At 39.4% G+C, this 17,187-nt stretch carries 19 protein-coding genes; all 19 read right to left on the reverse strand.

Translation table 11 applies throughout. The features are described 5' to 3' along the window. Positions 1 to 288 precede the first annotated feature (288 nt). Positions 289 to 1,200 carry a GTPase Era gene (gene era / locus PQ474_RS06710; protein ID WP_273841257.1) on the reverse strand — a complete coding sequence of 304 codons (912 nt, stop codon included), beginning with the start codon at positions 1,198 to 1,200 and terminating at the stop codon, positions 289 to 291. Further along, positions 1,193 to 1,591, reverse strand: a complete 399-nt coding sequence (locus tag PQ474_RS06715; RefSeq protein ID WP_273841258.1) for a cytidine deaminase — start codon at positions 1,589 to 1,591, stop codon at positions 1,193 to 1,195. Before PQ474_RS06715 ends, era begins: the two co-directional genes overlap by 8 nt. Further along, positions 1,588 to 2,328, reverse strand: a complete 741-nt coding sequence (locus PQ474_RS06720) for a DUF502 domain-containing protein (RefSeq protein WP_273841259.1) — start codon at positions 2,326 to 2,328, stop codon at positions 1,588 to 1,590. The genes PQ474_RS06715 and PQ474_RS06720 overlap by 4 nt, the downstream gene beginning before the upstream one ends. An 89-nt stretch (positions 2,329 to 2,417) precedes the next feature. Then, positions 2,418 to 2,804, reverse strand: a complete 387-nt coding sequence (locus tag PQ474_RS06725) for a diacylglycerol kinase family protein (RefSeq protein ID WP_273841260.1) — start codon at positions 2,802 to 2,804, stop codon at positions 2,418 to 2,420. Next, the gene (gene ybeY / locus PQ474_RS06730) at positions 2,788 to 3,261 is read right to left on the reverse strand and encodes an rRNA maturation RNase YbeY (protein ID WP_273841261.1); all 474 of its coding nucleotides are present in this window, start codon (positions 3,259 to 3,261) and stop codon (positions 2,788 to 2,790) included. The genes PQ474_RS06725 and ybeY overlap by 17 nt, the downstream gene beginning before the upstream one ends. Next, positions 3,245 to 5,443: an HD family phosphohydrolase gene (locus PQ474_RS06735; protein ID WP_337956340.1), complete on the reverse strand. Its 2,199-nt coding sequence runs from the start codon at positions 5,441 to 5,443 to the stop codon at positions 3,245 to 3,247. Before PQ474_RS06735 ends, ybeY begins: the two co-directional genes overlap by 17 nt. Before the next feature lie 147 nt (positions 5,444 to 5,590). After that, positions 5,591 to 6,562 (reverse strand): PhoH family protein, encoded by a 972-nt coding sequence (locus tag PQ474_RS06740; RefSeq protein ID WP_273841263.1) that lies wholly within the window; start codon positions 6,560 to 6,562, stop codon positions 5,591 to 5,593. A gap of 5 nt (positions 6,563 to 6,567) precedes the next feature. Further along, positions 6,568 to 7,767, reverse strand: a complete 1,200-nt coding sequence (yqfD, locus tag PQ474_RS06745) for a sporulation protein YqfD (protein ID WP_273841264.1) — start codon at positions 7,765 to 7,767, stop codon at positions 6,568 to 6,570. Positions 7,768 to 7,821: 54 nt separating this feature from the next. Continuing rightward, positions 7,822 to 8,115 (reverse strand): sporulation protein YqfC, encoded by a 294-nt coding sequence (yqfC, locus tag PQ474_RS06750; RefSeq protein WP_273841265.1) that lies wholly within the window; start codon positions 8,113 to 8,115, stop codon positions 7,822 to 7,824. A gap of 207 nt (positions 8,116 to 8,322) precedes the next feature. Next, positions 8,323 to 8,850, reverse strand: coding sequence for a hypothetical protein (locus PQ474_RS06755; protein ID WP_273841266.1), 528 nt, complete (start codon positions 8,848 to 8,850; stop codon positions 8,323 to 8,325). Positions 8,851 to 8,889: 39 nt separating this feature from the next. After that, positions 8,890 to 9,891, reverse strand: coding sequence for a flotillin-like protein FloA (floA, locus tag PQ474_RS06760; protein ID WP_273841267.1), 1,002 nt, complete (start codon positions 9,889 to 9,891; stop codon positions 8,890 to 8,892). A gap of 18 nt (positions 9,892 to 9,909) precedes the next feature. Next, positions 9,910 to 11,253 (reverse strand): NfeD family protein, encoded by a 1,344-nt coding sequence (locus tag PQ474_RS06765; protein ID WP_273841268.1) that lies wholly within the window; start codon positions 11,251 to 11,253, stop codon positions 9,910 to 9,912. A gap of 303 nt (positions 11,254 to 11,556) precedes the next feature. Continuing rightward, positions 11,557 to 12,000, reverse strand: a complete 444-nt coding sequence (locus PQ474_RS06770; RefSeq protein ID WP_273841359.1) for a GatB/YqeY domain-containing protein — start codon at positions 11,998 to 12,000, stop codon at positions 11,557 to 11,559. A gap of 22 nt (positions 12,001 to 12,022) precedes the next feature. Further along, positions 12,023 to 12,196, reverse strand: a complete 174-nt coding sequence (gene rpsU / locus PQ474_RS06775) for a 30S ribosomal protein S21 (RefSeq protein ID WP_003323311.1) — start codon at positions 12,194 to 12,196, stop codon at positions 12,023 to 12,025. A gap of 326 nt (positions 12,197 to 12,522) precedes the next feature. Beyond that, positions 12,523 to 13,743, reverse strand: coding sequence for an ABC transporter substrate-binding protein (locus tag PQ474_RS06780; RefSeq protein WP_273841269.1), 1,221 nt, complete (start codon positions 13,741 to 13,743; stop codon positions 12,523 to 12,525). A 34-nt stretch (positions 13,744 to 13,777) separates the two neighbouring features. Then, positions 13,778 to 14,485, reverse strand: a complete 708-nt coding sequence (locus PQ474_RS06785; protein WP_273841270.1) for an ABC transporter ATP-binding protein — start codon at positions 14,483 to 14,485, stop codon at positions 13,778 to 13,780. Continuing rightward, the gene (locus PQ474_RS06790; protein ID WP_273841271.1) at positions 14,469 to 15,245 is read right to left on the reverse strand and encodes an ABC transporter ATP-binding protein; all 777 of its coding nucleotides are present in this window, start codon (positions 15,243 to 15,245) and stop codon (positions 14,469 to 14,471) included. The genes PQ474_RS06785 and PQ474_RS06790 overlap by 17 nt, the downstream gene beginning before the upstream one ends. Continuing rightward, entirely contained in the window at positions 15,229 to 16,227 is a 999-nt protein-coding gene (locus PQ474_RS06795) for a branched-chain amino acid ABC transporter permease (protein WP_273841272.1), read from the reverse strand. The genes PQ474_RS06790 and PQ474_RS06795 overlap by 17 nt, the downstream gene beginning before the upstream one ends. After that, positions 16,228 to 17,091: a branched-chain amino acid ABC transporter permease gene (locus tag PQ474_RS06800; protein ID WP_273841273.1), complete on the reverse strand. Its 864-nt coding sequence runs from the start codon at positions 17,089 to 17,091 to the stop codon at positions 16,228 to 16,230. Positions 17,092 to 17,187 lie beyond the last annotated feature (96 nt).

The following is a 17,187-nucleotide window of genomic DNA, read 5'->3' on the forward strand; positions in this document are numbered from 1 at the left end:
CGCTATTACTATAATGATAAGCGTTCAAATAGAAAAAAACAATGGCTAGACGCCTAGACATAGATTTTTCTTAAGCACTTCTATTATCTTCTTTTGTTCTTCTTGGTACTCTGACTCGAGGTCAGCAACTTGTTTTCGATAATCGTTCATTGCAATATCTTACTTTGGTTCCTTTGCCCTCCCGCTAGCCCGATACAATAAAGGCACTTATAACACGTTAAATCAAATAACGGTTCCGCTCAAACAAAAAAGAAGAAAAAGGTCAATCTCGACCTTTTTCTTCTTTTTTTAATACTCATCTTCTCTAAAACCATAATCCCTCAAATGGGTGGCTTTGTTTCTCCAGTCTTTTTGAACCTTCACCCATAATTCTAAAAACACTTTTGAACCTAGTAACGTTTCGATGTCTGTTCTTGCTAGCTTTCCAACTTCTTTAAGCATCGAACCCTGTTTACCGATAATGATTCCTTTTTGAGAAGTACGTTCCACAATAATGGTAGCTCCAATATAAACAGTATCACCATTTCCACGTTTTTTCATTTGTTCTACATTCACTGCAACAGAATGAGGAATTTCTTCTCTCGTTAAATGAAGAACTTTTTCTCGAATCAATTCACTTACAACAAACCGTTCAGGATGGTCTGTTACTTGATCACTAGGATAGTACTGTGGACCTTCATCCAAATATTTAGTGATTTGCTCCATAAGTGTAGGGATATTGTTACCTTGAAGAGCTGAAATGGGAATGACCTCTTTGAAATCTAGTTTCGTTCTGTACGTTTCAATCACACCAAGAATATCATCGGGTTTGATTTTATCAATTTTATTAATGACTAAAAATACAGGAGTTTTTATTTCCGTTAATCGTTCAATAATAAATTCTTCTCCTGATCCAAACGCTTCTGTTGCATCCACAACATAAAGAACGAGGTCTACTTCTCTTAACGTATTTTGAGCTACTTTCATCATGAAATCGCCTAATTTATGTTTAGGCTTATGAATCCCAGGTGTATCGATAAAAATAATCTGCGACTCATTACTTGTGTACACACCTTGTATCTTATTTCTAGTTGTTTGTGGCTTGTCCGACATAATGGCAATCTTTTGACCAATGACATGGTTGATTAACGTTGATTTCCCAACATTAGGACGACCAATAATAGAAACAAAACCTGATTTAAATCCTTTTTGATTATTCATTCATATCCTCCGCTGTAAATGCACCCGGTAGCAACTCAGCCACCGTCATTTCTAATATATCACCTTTTAAATTTGTAAGTATAACATTTGTATCAGGAGAACAAAGCTCAACCATTACTTGACGGCACGCTCCACATGGAGGAACCGGTCGATCTGTTGCTGCTACAACTGCAATCATTTCTACTTTTCGATTTCCTTCCGAATAAGCTTTAAACAAGGCTGTTCGTTCTGCACAATTGGTTAAACCATAAGAAGCATTTTCAATATTAGCCCCTAGAAAAACAGTCCCATCCTCCATTAAAAGAGCTGCTCCTACTTGGAAGTTAGAATAAGGTACATAGGCTTGTTCTCTCGCACGTTTAGCTTCAACAATTAATTCATGCTTATTCATTTGTCTTCATCCTTTCTTCTTGAACGAACATGAACAATCATATTCTGATGGTCCACTTCCGTTCCCATATCATCCACCACAGCACCAGGATCTGGAGGTACAACGACTCCACCAGATATAATAAACTTAAGTCCTTGCTCAACCGACATATTTAATAAAATTACATCTTCTCTAGGGACTAAAACTAGCCACCCCGATGTTGGATTAGGCGTTGTAGGCAAAAAAACATTTATACAATCTCTAGAGGTGACTCTTTGAACTTCCCCTTTAGACTCTCCAGTTTGAAAACCGATTGTATAAAGTCCTTTCCTTGGATATTCAACAAGTACAACATTCTTAAATGAAGAACGTTCTTGAGCAAAAGCATGAATAACTTGCTCTACTGAAGTATAGATTGAGTTTGCGATTGGAATCCGACGAAAGGTGCGATCAATTGTTCCAAAGATTCTAAGTCCCCGTCCTTGGATCCTCATCGCCCCTACCCAAGTTATTAATAAAATGGTTAAGATAAAACCAATTCCGAGTAAACGTTCTGAAAATGGGGTATATACACCGAGAAAATAGATACGTCCTTCAATTGTCGTAATGACATTAAGCGCTTTTAAGAGATCTGTTATAAAAGAGCCAAGAAAAGCATCTACGAGTCCAAAGAGCAACTGGATAACATAGATTGTTGCAATAGCTGGAAGTAAAAAAATGATTCCAGCTATAATATTCTTTTGAAATCTTTTCCACATGATAGAGGGAACTCCTCTCAACCAATCTATAAAATGTTCCATCAAAAGAACTTACATCGTCTTTTTTGATAATTTTTTCAGGAACTACTTTAAAATAATTGTTTAATTGCAGGAACAAACAAGATTAATCCAATAATAACAGCAAATACACAATACACAAACACAGCTGCGGCAGCAATGTCTTTGGCTCTTTTAGCCAGTGGATGAAAATCCTCAGTGACTAAGTCTACAGTTCTTTCTACAGCCGTATTCATAATCTCTAAAGAAAACATCCCTGCTATAACTAACAATAAAATCAACCAATGAACGGTTGGTAGGTTTAATAGGTATGCGCATAATAAAATGACCGCTGCTGCTATTATATGTATTTGCATATTTTGTTCATGTTTGATTACAAACACTAAACCTTGACTGGCATACATGAATGATTTGAGTAATCGTTTAAACCCTTTTCGATTTCTATCGTGTAAGCCCATAGTCAGATAAAATGTCCTCTTGCCTTGAGAACATTTCTTTCTCTTCGGCTTCTGTCATATGGTCATATCCAAGTAAATGTAGCATACCATGAACAGTTAAAAAACCTAATTCACGCTCAAAAGAATGTTCATACTCTTCTGACTGCGCCTTAATGTGTGCAAGAGAAATGACGATATCACCTAACATATTTGGCATATCAGGGTCCACAATTACATCTAATTCATCTTCAGCTTGCTCATTTAATGCAAATGAAATAACATCAGTAGGCTCATTTTTATCTCGGTATTCTAAATTAATTTCTTGAATACGTGCCTCATCTACTATTGTTACTGACACCTCAACCTCTCCAGTCAAACCTTCTTTTTCTGCCGTTTTTATTATGACGTTCTCGACAAGATCTTGATGCTCTGTCGTTAAGGCATTTGTTTCATCAGTGAAATCAACTGTTACGTTCATCCTTTTTATCTCCTTTTCCTTTAGCGTCCTCTGGATATTCAATTCGTTGATGGAAAGTACCTTTTAGTGTTTCACATATAGATACAGCCACTCGGTCCAACTCTTTCAAAGTCAAATCAGACTCATCAAATTGACCATCTTCAAGTTTATCTTGAATAATTTTTCGTACTAGCGCTTCAATCTTATCGGGAGTAGGCTTTTGAATCGTTCGCACTGCCGCCTCAACACTATCTGCTATTCCTACAATTGCTGAAACTTTTGTTTGAGCTTTTGGACCTGGGTATCTAAATTGCGATTCAGGTATAGGCTGTTCCGAGTCTTTATTAGCTTTATGATAAAAATACTTTAACAATGTTGTTCCATGGTGCTGCTCAGCTATATCAATAATTTCCTTTGGCATTTTGTATTCTCTAAGCAAATCAGCTCCATCATACGGATGTGCAATGATGATCGTCCTACTTAATTGTGGTGAGATCTTATCATGAGGATTCTCCATTCTCATTTGATTTTCAATGAAAAAGTGCGGTCTCTTCGTTTTGCCTAAATCATGATAATAGGATCCAACGCGAGCAAGCAAACCATTCTCACCAATCGACTCACATGCTGCCTCTGCCAAGTTACCAACAACAACACTGTGGTGATAAGTTCCCGGAGCTTCTACTAGGATTTTACGTAGTAAGGGCTGGTTAGGGCTAGAGAGTTCAATTAACTTTGATGTTGACAAAATACCGAAGCCCTCTTCAAAAAATGGTAGCAGGCCTATCGTTAAAACCGCAGCCACAAAACCAGAAAGAAAGGCAAAACCAATATGCATGCCAATCTCCAACCAGCCACTTTGAACGGTCTTCATAAACAATAATGCAATTACGGCTACCATATTCACAAAGGAAACAAACAGTCCGGCTCGAAGAATGCGAGAAAGTCGAGTCGATTTACTTAGGAAATAAGCCCCCGCAAATGAACTAAATAAAATATAGAAACCATAACTGAAATGAAAGGTCCCTACTGTTTCATTATTAAACATAATACTTCCAATGACTGCAAACATGATTCCTGTAAACAAAGCAAGCCTAGTATGAATTAATAAGGTAATAAGCATAGCTCCAATCGACACAGGAACAACAAAGCCTATTCCTTGAATTTCTAATCCTTCTAGCATGCTTGTAATCTTCATAATCACAATTGTAACAATAAAGATTAAAGTAAACATCAATAAATGACTATTATTCTTTTGAACAGATGTCTGGGCCTCATTTACATAATACGAAAGCATACTTATGATTAATCCAATAAGAAGAGCGAGTCCAACATATGGAAACACATTGAAAGAATCATCCAATAGACCAACAATTCTTAGCTGCTCATAAATATCGTGATTAATCATTTCGCCTTCTTTTACAAGAAGCTGTCCTTCCCTTATTAACACTGGCTCAACGCTTTCTGCAGATTCTTGTCTTAGTTGTTCAGTAGCGTTAGCATCGTAGATATAATTGGGAATAATCGCGAACTCAGCTACCTCTTTCATCGCTTCAAGAAGATCATTGCTGACGGTTGAAATGGCAATCTGACTACGGACTTCTTCTTTTGCCTGTAACAGATCTCTAATTGAAATTCTTTCACTCATAATTTCATGAACAGCGTTACTCGTAGTCTCTCTTGCAATTTGTATTTGTGATTCACTTGCTTGTAAGAATGTTTTTAATGTTTCATCAGATATATCATTGCTTGTCCTTGGAGTTAACACATCTTTCACAAAATCAATTTGACGATTTAGAACTTCTTCCTCATCTCGATCAGTTTCAGTATTATCGCCGAGTTCTTCTTCCTCTGCCTCATCTATGCGAACTTGATTGACTAAGTCAAAAATATCATGCACTTTTCGCACTTGGTTTTGAGCATACTCTCGCTTCAATTCGTAAACGGGACTTACGTCATCGACAGCAGCACTCCTTCGCTCCTCTGTAGCGGTTTTATGTTCAGCCGTAATCGGAGACCTGATATCTTGTTCAGCAATCTGCGATAGTTGTACATCCAATTTTTCGGGTATGACGTTGCCTAGTAAGAGAAGATAAAGAAGAATTCCTATCGCAAAAAATAGAATACCTCTTAAATATTGATGATCACGAACTTGTTTCCACCACTTATGTTGATCAATCGATGATCTTCTTTTCAATTTAATCACCTCACTATCCAATCCAACATTTGTATCTATAAAGGAAGACCCTCTTTCTAAAAGAGGGTCTTCTTATTAACGCCTCTTAGGCAAAGGCTTTCTGATTCAATCGACTTCCTCATTCATCAGCAGATTAGCAGGATAGGTGACTCTTTCTCACTTTTCTATTTTCTCTTCTTGTTGTTCATAGGCATTTAAAATTTGCTGAACAAGTGTATGCCTTACAACATCAGACTGTTGGAGATAAATAAAAGCAAGGTCCTTCACATTTGAAAGAATTTCCATCGCTACTTTCAAACCTGATTTTTTTCCTCGTGGTAAATCGATTTGAGTTAAATCTCCATTAATGACCATTTTTGAGCCAAAACCAAGCCTCGTTATGAACATTTTCATTTGTTCCTTAGTTGTATTTTGTGCTTCATCAAGTATGACAAAAGCATCATCTAAAGTTCGCCCACGCATATACGCTAAAGGTGCTACTTCTATCGTTCCACGTTCCATTAAACGCGCTGTCTGCTCCATCCCTAAGACATCATGAAGGGCATCGTATAATGGACGTAGATAAGGATCTACTTTTTCTTTTAGATCACCAGGTAAGAAACCAAGACTTTCACCTGCTTCGACTGCCGGCCGAGTTAGAACAATTCGTTTCACTTGACCTTCTTTTAAGGCCGTTACTGCCATGACAACAGCTAAGTAGGTTTTCCCTGTACCTGCTGGACCGATACCAAAAACCATATCTTTTTTCCTGAGAGCCGACACATAATGACGTTGCCCCAAAGTCTTAGCGATAATTGGTTTCCCCTTAACATTTGTCGCAATTTTTTCATCATAAAGTTCTAATAATTCTTCAAGCCGATCATTCTCTGCTAATTGAACAGCGTAAACCACATCACGCTCTGATATGGTTATACCTTTCCGGATTAACTGTATTAAGGCAGCAATAACATTGCCAACGATTTCTGTCTTTGGGGTATCTCCAGTAACTTGTACCTCTTCACCTCGTGTTACAAGCGTTACTCCTAGTTGTTCTTCCATTCGCTTAAGGTGTCTGTCATGAGGTCCAATAAGTGCTTGTGTCTCATTGGCACTCTTGACTTCTAGCTGTATCGTTTTAGTTTCTGTCAATAGACTCAATCTCCTTGAATAATCGGTTGCTCCGATGTAATATCTTCTATTACTTGGTAATGTATCCTTAAGTTAACTTTACCATTCTCCACGTCTTCGTGCAAAACTTTTTCGCCAATGATTTCTGCGTCTAAAGGCAAATGCCTTTGTAAATCGACACGAGCTCTCTCTCTAGCTGCTCTCACTGCATCTTCTTTTGTATACGTACGATTGAATTTCGAAGTTTCAAGAAATTCTATTCGTTTATAACTAACGGGTATTGACCAGTTAATGAATCGAAATGGACGTTCATGCTCAAACTCTGTATATTCTGAGAATTCAACTTTACCTAATCCCCAAACCGGAAGATCAAATCCTAAAAATGATAGATAGTGCTTTTCTTTCTTTTCACCAGTCAGTGTTGTAAATAAAGTATCTAGAGGCACAGACACATCAGACTTGTACCAAATTTCCCCTAACACGACCGCCTGCGCTGGCACTAACTGTTTTTCGTCATCTTCGGCATCTTTCTTCCCAATATAACCTGAGACAAGCCTTTCTCCCTTGCGAACAAAATCATTTGGTTTCACTTCAGCTTGCCCATGTTCTACAAAGATCTTATGAATAATAGCTTTTTTCGTCGCAATAAGATGTCTAGGGCTATAGCGTTCAGCTTCTTCTGGTAACTGTTGTTCGACAACTTCAAATTCAAAGGTCGTCCCTTTTTGACGCACCCCCACCCACGTTGCCCCCTGAACCAACTCGGTGACATCCCGTTGAATTAACTCTACACTCGGTAATGAAAATTGAAAAGTCCCTCTCTTTATCCCCATCTCAGTTACTACTTGTCTAAGTTCATGCTCCACCTGTGGAGAGGCCCCTTTGATTTCAACCTTCCAGACCATGTTTGATAAGACGAACATGACCGCTAAGAAGGCAACAATGCCAACTAAAAAACCAGAGCGTTTCATGAAGCGTTTGAGCAGGAATGGTAATCCACTCCGTTGTACAAATGACACCTTACAGTTGGTCAACTTAAGTAAGGGACGAATTCGCTTAGCGTCTTCTACGTCCATATAACAAACAATTCTTCGCTCACCTATTCGTTTAATTTGCCAAATGCTAAAATCATGTTCAATACATCTATTCAAAAAGCGCTCTGGATAATCTCCGTCAATTCTCACTCGTACATAACCGTTAATATGGTTAGTCCAATTATTATTCATTTATAGTTTTTCCCCCTTCTGAGCTTGCGTATACCCTGTACTAGAGCCTATTAGCTAAGTACCTTTTTCCTCCTCTATAAACAGAACTTGATCGATCCGTCCTTCAAGTAGAAGTTCTTCAGGTAAAATCGTTTTTATAACAAAGTTATCACCTTTTATTAATAGTTGACCCTGCTTCAATAACAAGCGGAGCTCTTGGTTTGAAAATCGTAAAACACCGCGATGGTTTTCAATATAAATATGTAACTGGCCAATCATGGTAATTCGCGGTAGGTCCATCATGACATCTGCAGGAAGCTGCATCTGCTTTGTCACCCAGTTCTTCATTTGTTGTCTCATCTTCTTCATGTGCGAACCCCCTTCCTCTAATCTTTATGATCGTTTTTTCCTCGATATCACAATGAATCCTCTATAAACTGTAAAATATTGATCTACCTTCACTTAGAGGTATAGGTAGATTGTACTAGGTTGACTCTCTCTGGATACTCACCATGAAGTAGCGTAAATACAAAAAAAGAAGCAGTACCGTATAGGTACTGCTTCTTGACGTCATTGTTAGCGCTTTTTCATAAACGTGGGATGAGGCTGTCGTGATCTCGGCCTCCCTAAGACCTCTGCCCAAACAACTGCCTTCATCGCTTCTTTATTAGATAAATGATTTAAGTGAAGATCTAGCTTATCTTTTTTCTCCAAAAGATCTACCGTTTCTTTTCGAATTTCCCTGTTTTTTCTTGAAGAAACTTCTCTTTTGCGTTGCATCTCTTCATATTGATTTTGGAGTTCTTGCTGTCGACTTACTATACCTTCTTCAAAAGAGGCCTGTTGCGTTGTTTCTACTCGTGTAGAAGCACGTTTCTCCGTTGGTTCCGGCTCTATTTCTTCTTGTTTAAAAATTTCACGCCAATCAACTGTTTCCTGTTGCTGTTGTGGTTGACCCGCACGTTGCGGGCGATTTTGCCGTTGCTCTTGCTGCTGTTGACCAGCACCTGCCAAGCGTCCAAACATACTAATTAACCCACCGATTACCACAGCTACAAAGATAAAGTTATTTGCGATCAAATCAAATATTTGCTCTAATGTCAAAGACAATTCCTCCTTTCAATACTTGGAAAGGATTCATGATTAATCACGCTTCGGACTATTTGAATCTCCATCAGTAGCTTTACTTATGGAACCACGCATATCCGTGTCAGCCATTACATTTTGATAGTTCATATAATCCATTACACCCATGTGACCTTGACGTAGGGCTTCAGAAAGCGCCATTGGTACTTCCGCTTCTGCTTCCACTACCTTCGCACGCATTTCTTCGACTTTCGCTTTCATCTCTTGTTCTTTCGCTACAGCCATCGCACGACGCTCTTCCGCTTTCGCTTGAGCAATCTTCTTGTCTGCTTCAGCTTGGTCAGTTTGAAGTTCCGCACCGATGTTCTTACCGATATCAATATCAGCAATATCAATCGAAAGAATCTCAAAAGCTGTACCTGCATCTAACCCTTTTGAAAGAACCGTTTGTGAAATCATATCTGGGTTTTCTAGTACTTTCTTATGATTGTTAGCTGAACCAATCGTTGAAACAATCCCTTCCCCTACACGAGCAATAACGGTATCTTCTCCCGCACCCCCGACTAGACGATCAATGTTTGCACGAACTGTGATACGTGCTTTTGCCTTCACTTCAATCCCGTCCATTGCTACACCAGCGATAAACGGTGTTTCAATTACTTTCGGGTTAACACTCATTTGAACAGCCTCTAATACATCACGACCCGCTAAATCAATCGCCGCTGCACGCTCAAAGCTTAAATCAATGTTCGCACGTTGTGCTGCAATTAATGCATTAACAACACGGTCTACATTACCACCTGCAAGGTAATGTCCCTCTAACTTTGATGTACTTAAATCAAGACCCGCTTTCACTGCTTTAATTAATGGATTTACAACACGCGCCGGAATTACACGACGTAATCTCATCCCCACTAATTCAAATATTCCAATCCTTACTCCAGCCGCTAAAGCTGAAATCCAAAGCATCACTGGAACAAACGTAAATAATACGGCAAGTAAAATTAATAAAACTGCAAGACCAATCAATAGACCGATACTACCAGGATCTAATGTCATAAATAATTCCTCCTCTAATTAGTTTTCTTTCACTTCTCTTACGACAATACGTGAGCCCGCTGTATACACAACCTCGACATTCTTTCCCTGTCCAATATATCCTCCCTCAGAGACAACGTCAAGGCGTTCATTTCCAAACACCACAGACCCAGAAGGGCGGAGAGGGGTTAACGTTTCGCCAATTTGACCAATTAATTCTTTCCTTGTTGCATTCGAGATATAACCTTTCTCTGTGCTTGTTGAATCGGTATGAATAATTTTTCGCATTGGTCCACGCTGGCCAAAATAACGAAAAATCAAAATAGCCACAACCGTAGTAATTACAAGTGCTATCGCAATATATATCAACATGGAAGCTGTTGAGAAAGAAGCAAGAAGCATCCCTGCAATAACGGCTGCTATACCAAGCAAACCGAATATACCAAAACCTGGGACAAATATTTCTATCATAATTAGTAAGAATCCGACAATAAATAAAATCATCGACTCCCAACCTGCAAAACCTGCAAACATATGCCCAAAGAAAAATAGCAGCAAAGCAGATATTCCCATTAAGCCCGGAATGCCAAATCCAGGTGAGTAAAGCTCAAGAACGAGCCCTAAACTTCCAATGGATAACAAAATGGGAATCACAACCGGATGAGTGACAAATCTTGCAATTTGTTCGGAAAAGCTGACTTCCATCTCTCTTTCAACAGCATTCTCAAGCCCTAAATACTCGAGAAGCTCCGCGCGATTGGATGCGACCGCTTCTGCATAACCTACTTGTAGCGCCTGTTGTGACGTAAGTGTAAGCAAATCCCCTTCAGGAGCTCCAAGTTCAGGTAAATCAATTCTATTATCTGCCATCGCTAGAGCATATTGCGGATCACGATTATTTAACTCAGCCGCACTTCTCATCTCAGATAGCCAATAGGATTGAGTTTTATCTTCAGCCGCATTTCCTGCTCCATCAATCACAGCAGCAGAACCCATTGTCGCTCCTGGTGTCATCACAATTTCATCTGTATTCAGAGCGATATACGCACCTGCCGAAATCGCTTTGCTTTTGACAAAGGTAATCACTTTAATTTCGGTTTCTTGAATCAGTGTAGCGATATTACCAGCCGCATCCACCGCTCCACCTGGCGTATCCATCTCTAATACAATATGTGTAGCACCTTCTTCGACTGCTGTTGCGAACGAGCGAGCCATAAAGGCTTCTAGTCCTCTTTCAACCGTTTGTTCAACTGGAATATAATAAACAAGCGGTTCCTCTGTATGTGCTCTCTCGCTATGTACAAGAGACTGAATGGGTATTAACAAAGCAGCTAAAATAAGAAATGCAAAAGAGAACATTAATCTTCGACGTCTTGTTGCCATACAAACCCTCCCCTCTTTATTGTCATATTTACCTTTACGAACCAAACTTCAAATAGTTTCATTTTTTCATGAAAACTTTTTATCTTAGTTTTACCAATTCTTATAAATCATATCATGAGAATGTACCGAACTCTAGTGAAGTGAACACAAACAACAGTGTTCTAACCTTACACGTATTTATTAACTAGAATAAAGCAGCTAACATGCTCATGTCATGAAATAATGCGTTATATAATAGCGATCATCTATACAAAAAAAAAAACGTCTCAACTCTTTAATTTAAGAGATGAGACGTGTGTGTCATTATGATAAATGTTGTTGCACAAGACGATTCACAAGACCACCATCAGCTTTTCCTTTAACCTTAGGCATGACTGCTCCCATGACCTTACCCATGTCTGCTTTGGTTGAAGCACCAACATCGGCAATTGCTTCTACAACAATCTTCGATACTTCTTCTTCAGAAAGCTGTTCTGGCATATAGACCACAAGCACAGCAATTTCATCACGTAGCTTGGAAGCTAGATCTTCTCGGTTAGCTTGTTCAAACTCATGGAGGGAATCCTTGCGTTGTTTCAGTTCGCGATTAAGCACCGTAAGGCTTTCATCGTCCGTCAACTCACGTCCGAGCTTAATCTGCTCGTTTTGCAACGACGACTTTACCATACGGATGACAGAGAGTCTATCCTTTTCCTTGTTCTTCATCGCATTCTTCATGTCTTGATTCAAACGTTCAAGAAGATTCAATGAAAGCACCCTCTCACTTCAATTAGAACTTACGTTTTCTTGCTGCTTCAGATTTCTTCTTACGCTTAACACTAGGCTTTTCATAGTGCTTACGCTTTTTAACCTCAGCCAACGTTCCTTCTTTAGAGAGTGATCTCTTGAAGCGACGAAGTGCAGCATCAATCGATTCGTTTTTGCGAACACGAGTTTCTGCCATTATATTTCCCTCCCTCCGAAACAACCAACTCAGGACGTACATATAATTCAAGTGCACGTCTTATAGAATTATAATATATCGAAATCAATAGGTCAACCGAAAAACGACATTTTCCTTCGTTTTTACAAATTCTAGGGATAATAATAAAACATGTATTATCAAATTACTCTCGCTTAACAACTCATGAATCTGTTTAGATAGTAAACTCTACAAGCAAGCTATTGTCTGGGAATGGATATGCAACACCGGATTAGGGTCGTGTAATTATAAAAATACGTAATAAAACCTCTTCTATTAAAAAGAGAAGAGGTCGATCGATTTATTAATTAATCCTCAACATGCATAATTTCTCCATTTTCTATCGCCGCGATGGAAGCCACCCAATCAAAACCGTTATTTTCAACCCCTGTTAAATGCCAAACAAGTTTATCTTCAGGCAAAGCTTTCACACCAGCATCCATTTGTGCCATAATCGCATTAGGATCATCTACTGTACCAGCTAATTTCATAGCCTCAACAATAACATACAAGGCTTGGTAATTAAAGGCTGATTCTGCTGTCGGCACACGTCCGTACTCCCCTTCAAACTTCTCAATAAAACTAGCTGCTCCAGCTGCATTGCTATCTCGAATTGGCAACATTCCGATTGCTCCCTCGATTTCCTCTAACGAAACGATGCTGTCCATTTCTTCAAACTTTGCTTGATCCATCACCATAAAACCACCTTCAAAACCTAAGTCACGCGCCGCCTTCATTAATAAAGCTGTAGGTTCAGAAGGGCCACCAACAAAAATCACATCAGGGTTTTGATTTAAGGCATTAGTTACAATGGGAAAAAAGTCTGTATCTTTTCCGAAATCAACTTCCCCATCATAAACCACTTCGCCACCATGTTCTTTCCAAACTGGCACTAACTCCTCTGTCCAATCTTTCCCGTATTGCGTCGCTGTTGGAAGTAGCGCTAAGCGTTTACCGAAGCGTTCTTGCTGATACGTTACAAACGGTTCTGGATATTGATCATACGCAGGAGGAATGCGCAAGGTTAATTCGTTTCCTTGAGTTAAGATATCGGGTTCACTTGTGTAAGCCGCAATCAAGAAATTATCTTGTTCATTAAAGACTTGTGTAGCGAATACTCCACCACTATGCGGGACAAATACGACAGATGTGTTATGTTCCTGGACAAGACGTCTTGCATTTGTACCTGCTTCGTTCGGTAAGTACATATCATCTAATGTGACTAAGTTTATCTTATACGTTGTGCCATTCACTTCAAAGCCACCAGAATCATTAATCTCTTCTGTAGCCATCCTTACTCCTGCCACCGTATTTTCGCCATAAAACGCTGCTGGTCCACTTAGTGGTCCTGTGTAGCCGATGTTTAGAACTTCTTCCCTTGCTTCTGTTTTTAGAATTTCCATCTCTTCCCCTTCTGGAGCAGGAGAACTACTACCTCCTGATTGTGTCGTCCCGCCACCCGAACAAGCTGATAATACCATTAATCCAACAGCCAAACACGATAGGAACCAACCATTCTTTTTTTTCATCATCATTTCCCCCATTTCATATCTATGGAAACCCCTAGGCGCCAATATACGCTTTGCGGATTTCGTCATTTTCAAGCAAAGATTCCCTCGTGCCTTCAATTGCTAAAGCTCCGTTCTCTAAAACATATCCCCTTGACGAGATGGAGAGGGCTGCATAAGCATTTTGTTCTGCAAGCAAAACCGTCACACCAGATTGATTAATATCTTGAATAACCGAAAACATCTGTTTGACTATTAAAGGTGCAAGGCCAAGAGAAGGCTCGTCAAGCATGAGTAATTTAGGCTTAGCCATAAGAGCACGACCAATTGCCACCATTTGCTGTTGCCCCCCGCTTAAACTTCCTGCTAGTGCTTGGCGCTTGGCTATCAAGTCAGGAAACAATTCATAAATTCGTTCCAATTGCCTTGTTATTTCAGCTTTATCTCTTTTATACGAGTAAGCACCCATTTTTAAATTTTCATGAACTGACATTTGGGCAAATAGCATTCTCCCTTCTGCACATTGAACGACTCCTTCTTTCACAATTTGACTAGGAGATAATCGGATTAGTCCTTTATTAGAAAACTCAATCTCACCAGATGTTGGCCTTTTCAGCCCACTTATGGTGTGAAATAACGTACTTTTTCCTGCTCCATTTGCCCCCAAAAGAACGACAAGCTCGCCTTCATTTACTTCAATATTCACATCATTCAATACAGCGTTTGCACCTTGGTGAACGTGTAGGTTACGAAGCACTAGCATTATCTGTTCCTCCCCCTAAATAAGCATTAATAACGCTTTCATTTTCTCGGATTTCTTTTGGTGACCCATCAGCAATTTTCTGACCGTGATTTAACACAATAATGTGATCGGCAAGAGACATGACCATGGGCATTTTATGTTCGATAAGGCATACCGTTTTCCCATGGTTGACCATTTTTTTCATTAGATCTGCTAAGCCTTCTGTTTCATCTGGATTAACCCCCGCAGCAGGTTCATCGAGCAGAACCAACTCTGGGTCCGTTGCCAAGGCTAATGCAAACGCAACTCGCTTCTGTTGTTCCTGTGTAATAGAAGAAATGGGTGCATAAGCAAGCGAACTAACGCCTACAAAATCTAAAACTTCTTCAGCTTTATCCAAGCACATCTTTTCTTCTAGTCTCTCTCTTTTTGTACGGAAGAGAGCGTCTATTAAGCCAGACTTTGTGCGCAAACGATGGCCTACAATAACATTTTCAAGCACCGTCGCCTGCTCAAATAAATGTGTCGTTTGAAAGGTTCGACCAATTCCAAGCCTGGCAACATTTTCAGCCTTCAACTTGGAGATGTCTTGCCCTTTAAAGATAATCCTACCTGTTGTTGGTAAATGGAAACCACTAATCAAATTAAAAAACGTCGATTTCCCAGCCCCGTTCGGACCTATGACAGCAGTGATTTTTCCTCGCTCAATTGATGCACTAACGTTTTGAACAGCCGTTAATCCACCAAATGATTTCGTCAACTGATCAATCGTTAATAGCACGGGCATCACCTTCTTTACTTTTTGTAACTCCAACATCCATTTTTCGATTACGTTTTGCCTTCCACATAAGGTAACCACCAACAATTCCTCTTGGATAAAATAAAATAAGTAAGACGACAATCGGGCCAAATACGAGCATTCGAAACTCTTCCAAAAATTGCAGCATCTGTGTAAGGACAACCACGATTAATGTTCCAATGATTGGACCCGCTAATGTACCAATCCCACCTACTAACAAATAAAGTAAAAGCTCAAATGCAACATGAATATCAGCCATTTGTGGACCAATGAAGCGAACATGAGACGCATAAAGAGCTCCAGCCATTCCTGCAAAAGCAGCCGACAAAACAAATGCTAATAGTTTGTTTTTCATAACTGAGATACCCAGTGTTTGAGCCAATTCTTCGCTGTTCCTAATCGCAACAAATGTTTTACCAAGGAGAGAATGAACGATTCGGTACATAACAAAAATCGTAAGTATTAAAAAGAAAAGCATTAGATAGTAATAAGAAATCATTGACTCAAAACGCAATGGGCCAATTGGAGATGGATTGGGGATTCCGATAAGACCTCTTACCCCACCTGTTAAGTTCGATTTGTAGATAATCAGGTAAATCATAAAACCGACAGACATCGTGTAAATAGCAAAGAAATGTGATTTTGTTCGAAGTGCGATCAAACCAATTCCTAAACTAATAATAGCTGTTAGAATAATAGCCACTATAAACGCTAACCAAAAAGGAATTTCACCCTTAACCGTTAGAAGTCCAAGACCATACGCTCCTATCGCAAAGAATCCAGCATGAGCTAAGGATAATTGTCCGGTTAACCCTGTTATCGTGTTTAATCCATAAACCGCTATGGACCATATAAAAACCAATATTAAAACTTGCATGTAGTACTGGTTCGTAATAATCAACGGAAACAATATAACGGCCGCTAATAATATACCGTATAACCAAACCTTCTTATCTATCTTCATTTATTTAACCCCCTTTGCAAATAAACCGGTTGGCTTAAGGGTTAAGATAAGTACTAATAGGAAGAACGCAATTAAGTCTTTATAATCAGCTGAAAGGTAAGTGGCACCCAAACTCTCCGCCATTCCTAAAATATATCCGCCTATAATAGCTCCTGGTATACTCCCCATTCCACCAATAATAATGATGACAAAGGCTTTCATAATAACCAAATTACCCATGCTTGGAAAAACTAAATTAATAGGGGCGGATAAGGCAGCGGCGGCAGCGGCAAGACCACCTGCAATAGCAAATGTCATCATCGCGACTCGACTAGAGTGAATACCGACTAGAAACGCCCCACTGCGATTTTGAGACATCGCAATAATAGCTGCTCCCGTCATTGTCCTAGTCAAAAAGAGGTGAAGCAAGATCATGAGTAAAACAGCAGCAACAATAACCAAAATTCTTTGAATTGTAACTGTTAATCCTAGTATTTGGATAGAATCACCATACGGAGTCACCATACGTTGATACTGACTTCCCCAAATATATTGAGCAAATGATTCTAGAAAAAATAGCATACCAATAGCTGCAATCATAATAGGAAGTGGATCTTTTGCATCTAGTCGACTAAACACCAAACGTTCCATCAAGATTGACAGAAAAGCAACAACTACTACAGCAATTGCTATCGCCAACCAATAATTGATTCCAAGTGCCGTCATTACCGTCAAGGCTACATAAGCACCGACCATATATAGAGCTCCGTGAGCAAAATTCGGTACATGCAAAATGCCAAATACTAGCGTCAATCCTAGAGCAACTAAACTGTAAACGCTTCCAACAGTAAGGCCGTTTAATAATTGTTGAAAGAATAGTTCCACGATTCACCCTCCTTTTAAGAATTTGTTACAGCAATGAGTGTCCATGAAGATTAAAGCCTCTCATAGAGAGCGAGCTTCCCGTATCTATGAGACACT

Origin of the sequence: Halalkalibacter alkalisediminis (assembly GCF_028610705.1) — a bacterium.
Classification (GTDB): domain Bacteria; phylum Bacillota; class Bacilli; order Bacillales; family Bacillaceae_D; genus Halalkalibacter; species Halalkalibacter alkalisediminis.

Bases quoted from the DNA above. Each gene is read 5' to 3' on its own strand.
- era (WP_273841257.1), bottom strand. From the start codon at position 1,200: ATGAATAATCAAAAAGGATTTAAATCAGGTTTTGTTTCTATTATTGGT.
- PQ474_RS06715 (WP_273841258.1), bottom strand. From the start codon at position 1,591: ATGAATAAGCATGAATTAATTGTTGAAGCTAAACGTGCGAGAGAACAA.
- PQ474_RS06720 (WP_273841259.1), bottom strand. From the start codon at position 2,328: ATGTGGAAAAGATTTCAAAAGAATATTATAGCTGGAATCATTTTTTTA.
- PQ474_RS06725 (WP_273841260.1), bottom strand. From the start codon at position 2,804: ATGGGCTTACACGATAGAAATCGAAAAGGGTTTAAACGATTACTCAAA.
- ybeY (WP_273841261.1), bottom strand. From the start codon at position 3,261: ATGAACGTAACAGTTGATTTCACTGATGAAACAAATGCCTTAACGACA.
- yqfD (WP_273841264.1), bottom strand. From the start codon at position 7,767: ATGAATAATAATTGGACTAACCATATTAACGGTTATGTACGAGTGAGA.
- yqfC (WP_273841265.1), bottom strand. From the start codon at position 8,115: ATGAAGAAGATGAGACAACAAATGAAGAACTGGGTGACAAAGCAGATG.
- floA (WP_273841267.1), bottom strand. From the start codon at position 9,891: ATGACATTAGATCCTGGTAGTATCGGTCTATTGATTGGTCTTGCAGTT.
- PQ474_RS06765 (WP_273841268.1), bottom strand. From the start codon at position 11,253: ATGGCAACAAGACGTCGAAGATTAATGTTCTCTTTTGCATTTCTTATT.
- rpsU (WP_003323311.1), bottom strand. From the start codon at position 12,196: ATGGCAGAAACTCGTGTTCGCAAAAACGAATCGATTGATGCTGCACTT.
- PQ474_RS06780 (WP_273841269.1), bottom strand. From the start codon at position 13,743: ATGAAAAAAAAGAATGGTTGGTTCCTATCGTGTTTGGCTGTTGGATTA.
- PQ474_RS06785 (WP_273841270.1), bottom strand. From the start codon at position 14,485: ATGCTAGTGCTTCGTAACCTACACGTTCACCAAGGTGCAAACGCTGTA.
- PQ474_RS06795 (WP_273841272.1), bottom strand. From the start codon at position 16,227: ATGAAGATAGATAAGAAGGTTTGGTTATACGGTATATTATTAGCGGCC.